The sequence below is a fragment of the Coleofasciculus sp. genome (genome assembly GCF_046539235.1).
Taxonomy (GTDB): domain Bacteria; phylum Cyanobacteriota; class Cyanobacteriia; order Cyanobacteriales; family Coleofasciculaceae; genus Coleofasciculus.
Genome location: NZ_JBKHHI010000467.1, coordinates 1 through 4,868, shown reverse-complemented (window position 1 = coordinate 4,868; position 4,868 = coordinate 1). Strand labels below are relative to the sequence as shown.

Genomic DNA, 4,868 nt, shown 5'->3' with positions numbered 1-4,868 from the left:
ACAATGATACTTTGCTTTTTGTCAGACGTCGGAATAGTAAGCCCCCCTTTTGAAGGGGGGTTTGGGGGGATCTCCGGATGTTCAATACAGGCTTACAAGTTGTATTAACTCCCCAGCCATTTTCATCCAAAAAACTCTAATTATTTAGGATAAAAATCATGTCACAATCCATCACAATTACCAACCAAGACATCCTGCATCACCTCAAACTCGCCTGTCAGATTCCCACAATTATCGAAGGAATCATCACCCGCAAAATTATTAACTCAGCCGCGACTGAAGCCAGTATCCAAGTTGAAATCGCCGAATTACAACAAGCAGCAGATCAAATGCGGTTCATGAATAAACTGCTCAATGCGGATGACACCTGGGCGTGGCTGCAAAAATTTGCCCTTTCTCTAGATGATTTTGAAGAAATGGTTTACATCAATGTCCTTTCCGGGAAATTAGCCCAGCATTTGTTTGGCGATAAAGTAGAACCCTGGTTTTATGAACATCAGTTAGACTATGCAGCGGCGGTGATGTATGAAGTGGTTTTGGATGATGAAGATTTGGCAATAGAATTGTTTTATGAACTTCAGGAAGCAGAAACCAATTTTGCGGAGATTGCTCAGGAGTATATTCAGGAGCAAGAATTACGGCGCAAGGGAGGATATTTAGGATTGGTTAAACGCCAGCAAATGAAACCAGAGATTTCGGCGAAAGTGTTTGCGGCGACGCCAGGGGAGGTGTTGAAGCCAATTGTCACGTCTAAGGGGGTGCATTTGATTAAAGTGGAGGAGATTATTCAGCCGGAGTTGGATGACAAGCTGCGTTATCAGATTCTTTTGGAGTTGTTTGAAGGGTGGCTGAAGCGACAGGTTGAGGAGGTGGAGGTTGTGACGAATATGGGCGAGTCTTAGGCGTTTTTATTTTGGGTGTAATGTTGGGGTGCATGTCAACGAGAGTAGGTTGGGTTGAGGAACGAAACCCAACGCTATCGTTAGTTAACTTAACCCTTCACTTAAGAGCCGGGAAATAAATTTCCGGAACCCAAGCTAAAACCTGTTAAAACAGGTTCAAAGCTTACCCGATAGATGATGAGGGTACAATGTCAATCCTCTTCATAATAATTGCATCTGATCTGATCACCCGTTTTTCCTTACAAAATATCCCACGTTGATAGGGCGCACCGCTGTGCGCCCCTACAATATTCACATCTTGGATCTTATGTCAAATACTTCGACTTGACCGACGCTCTAGACAGTTGTGAGGAATCGCGCCTTCTGTTCTATGCTGTTGAATAATGGATACTCAAGCGCCAGCACAGAGGGAACACAAGTTGGTTCTGCTAAGCGTAGCAACTGATATCCAATACCCGCTAACCCAGTCATCAATCCTGGTGTTTCAACGCCTAATGGTACTCCACAAAGCCAACCCTGCTGATTGATGCTTTCGAGAATAATTGCAGCTAAGCGGTTAACTTGGGTTTTCCACTGGGGGTGATCCAAAATAAGACTAGCTTGCAATAACAGTTCCAAATTGCCGAGATCGCCATGACACAAGGAGTGATTCATGCCAAATCCTTGAGTCAGAGTCGTGTTTAGGGCTGTGTCAATCTCTGCACGAATTTGGGAATCATCAAGGTAGGATAGAGAACGTAATCGACCTAATCCAACTCCTGGCGCCCCATGACACCAAGCTGTCATAAAAATATCTATCTGTTTGTTATCTGAGAGAACTGTATTCTCAAACTCACGCAAATCGGGCCAGTTTCCGACTTTCCCAGAAAAGAGACTGCGTTCATAGGCGATCGCTCCCAGTGCAGCGTTGTGAAACCGTTGCTCACCTGTCATTGCTGAAAGTTCCAGCAACGCCCATGCTATACCCGCAGCGCCGTGAGAGAACCCTGTTAAAGGTCTTTTTCCCACACCTGTGGACACCCATCCGATCCCTTGGTTCATCGGTTGAGCGCAGGTAATCAGGCGATCGCCACATTGAATTGCCACCGCAAGTGTGCGTTGAGATGGTTTACAGCGATACAGATTGAGCAAACTGATCAGACAACCAGCAGCACCGCCGATGATATCGAATTGTTCATCTTTGGTAATCAAATTGGGAAGTAATTCAACCCGTGATTCCGCCTCAGCCAAGAGTTCGGGTTCATCCCACAAAATTCCCAGATGGGTCAAAGTATAGATTATTCCGCCCCAGCCACTATAACCACCGATCGCGGTTATCGATGCTTTTTGAGTCTCCATCTGATGTTGCATCGTCTTCAACGCCGCTTTTGCTAATTCGGTGTAACGCTTTTGGTTAGTGACATTGCCAAGGTAGGCAAGAAAGAGAATAATACCTGCTAAACCATCATAAAGGTCGATTCCTAATGGAGTCAGAATCCAGTGCTTTTGAGCGATTAGCGTTAAGCCAATCCAAGAGACATTTTGCTCTTCACCCAACGCCAGAAACTCTAAGCGATCGCCAATTTGTTGGGCGGCGATTAATAGTTGTTCACGAGTCACAGGATTTTTGGCTTCACTCAGATGATAACGAGTCCACTGCGCTTGTTCATCTGCCATGGCTAATGTTGTTAAAGAAGCACGAATAAACCATCGCTGTTGCTGCAAATCCGCTTCACTTAGTTGCTGGAGACGACGTTGCACTAAACTCATACCTGTTTCGCCAAAGAAATCGCCAATGGGTTCGTTAGAGCTACTCCAAATCGTCCGCGAATTCGGGCGGGTGGTGAACATGGGAATATCACCCTGCCACAAATCTCTCTGTTCAGCAGCAATCACCCTGACTAGATAGGGGTGTCGCTCAATTTCTGCCCATAGTCGGTCAAAAAAGCGATCGCGTTCTAAAGCATTGCGTAAGAAATCAGGATGGAAACTTTCAGAAAGTAACAGGCTGTAGGTGCGAGTCGGTCTGAGGATACAACGCACTTCATCTTCGGCGAAACAGCCTAACAGTCCATTTTCAGCCAGTAACTCATCTCGATAGTGCAGCAGTAATTGATAAATGTTAGTAAAGCCAGTTAGAATGGCTTCCGTATAGTCTAAGACATTCACGTCCACCCCATTCAACGTTGGTCGATTCTGACTTCCTGGCATTGGCATCCGCTTGCGAGCAAACCGCATTTCATCTGTTCCCACTGCTTCTAAATAAGGAACCGGACTGGGTGTCAATTGACCCGCTTTTCCTCCCAAACCACTCATTTCGATTCCTTCGGATTCAGCATTTGTCCAAAAGCGTTCCGGAAGTAATCCAACTCGCAAAACAGAATAAGCAATTTTGTGATCAGTCGGTAAGTCAGATTGAGTTGCTTCTAGACTTTCAGGACGAGGATGAAACAGAGATTCCAGATCAACTAAGACTGGATGTTCCCCAGCAGCGATTAAATTTTCCAAATGAAAATCAGTTGCTTCAATCGCATACAAAAGCGCTAAATAGGCTCCCTGTCGTTCATAAAAACGCTGAATCTCTGCTGTATCAGTACAGCCAGCCGCCTCCACAAATTCAACCCAACCATAATTGCCGCGATTTAATAGTTTGAGAATCCGAAATGGTGGATGATTCCCCCGTTGATTGAGCCAAGTTAGTAATTCCTGAAAATGAACATCGACGGCAAGTGATCTGGGCTTATAGACGAGGTTTAAACCTGATTCAAATTGAGCAATCAGCACCGAACGTCCGCCCCGATGGGTGTCACCCAAGCTACCTTTTATCTGGTGCAATAAGCCGGGTTGCTTGTCGGGGCTGAATGTGGCACAAATTGTGTGCCAATCGTTACACAGATGTTCAAGTAATTCTTGGCTAAATTTAACCCATTGATTAGTCCCAATTACGATTTGACGCGCCAAAACCGGATATTCTTCTAAAAGAGAAATCAGACTGTCACGTTGGCACAGGCGTTGCCAAAAACTCTGAAATCGCTCCTCTTGGGTGTTACCTTGTAAAAACCCTTGTAGACGCGCTACATTCAGTTCTAAAACCATTGTCCGACTCACCATCCACAGCAGGCGTTCTGAAAGACTGGCAAGGAAAAAATCTGCAACTGTATTGGGGTCAAAAGGAAGATTAGGGTAGGTTTGGATTAATTTTTGGATTTCTTGATGTAGGCGATCGCGTGCTTGGTTAATAAAAGGTGCAAAAACACTTAGAAATCCAGCCGCTTCTTGATCTGGCAATTCTTCTGGGAGTGGAATTAAACCGAGATGAGGACGAGTCAAGGCTTCAGCAATTTCTGTTAACCAGCCTGGCGGAGTTGAAAAATAGTTTTGAACCGCATGAATGGGTTCGCCGAGAATTTGAATTAATTTATCTTCAGTAATTCCATTTATGGCTAGGCGCTGACTCCAGTAAGCATTTTTATTGAAGGAAGACGTTGATTTCCATTTCTGGATGCGCTGCTGAGCAATTTTGTGGTTAATTTCCCTTTGACAGCAACCGCTTGACATATTACTTAGTAAGGCAATTCTCTCAGTTAAGGTAGTTGCATTATACCAAGCAGCAGATGGAAAGTCAGGTTCATTCATAGGATTAACATCAATGAAAAGGATTTAAAATTATTCCAAGTCTGGAATTTTTTGTGCAGAAGAGGAATCTTAACAATCCCTCTTCTTACCAAACTAACCTAAACGTTAATTAGGTTATTAACGTCACCAGCACCACCAAACTGTTTTTGGACAAAAACACTCGGCGGTTGCTGTACAAATAAAACCACCAGAGCCACATCCTCCTCCGGCAACAGCGTTTAAGTCTTCATCTGTCAAGTCAACCAGCCCAGCCGGGTTGTCTGGTAACTGTGCTTTCTGTTCTTCACTCAAGCTATTGCGGAACTCTTCATCCTTCCAAGCACGGATGATATCGATGTTTGCCATTTATTT

The 4,868-nt window shown here is 44.6% G+C and carries 3 protein-coding genes; 1 reads left to right on the top strand and 2 read right to left on the bottom strand.

The features are described from left to right. Window positions 1–158 precede the first annotated feature (158 nt). A complete protein-coding gene (locus ACLFWI_RS26865) occupies window positions 159–902 on the top strand; it encodes a peptidylprolyl isomerase (RefSeq protein ID WP_446415466.1) in 744 nt (247 codons plus the stop codon). Window positions 903–1,238: 336 nt separating this feature from the next. On the opposite strand, the gene ACLFWI_RS26860 is transcribed toward ACLFWI_RS26865, so the two are convergent. Both ACLFWI_RS26860 and ACLFWI_RS26855 read right to left on the bottom strand, forming a co-directional pair. Then, complete coding sequence (locus ACLFWI_RS26860; RefSeq protein ID WP_446415465.1) at window positions 1,239–4,517, bottom strand: type 2 lanthipeptide synthetase LanM family protein; 3,279 nt, start codon at window positions 4,515–4,517, stop codon at window positions 1,239–1,241. A 123-nt stretch (window positions 4,518–4,640) separates the two neighbouring features. Continuing rightward, entirely contained in the window at window positions 4,641–4,862 is a 222-nt protein-coding gene (locus ACLFWI_RS26855) for a mersacidin/lichenicidin family type 2 lantibiotic (RefSeq protein WP_446415464.1), read from the bottom strand. Window positions 4,863–4,868: the final 6 nt, after the last annotated feature.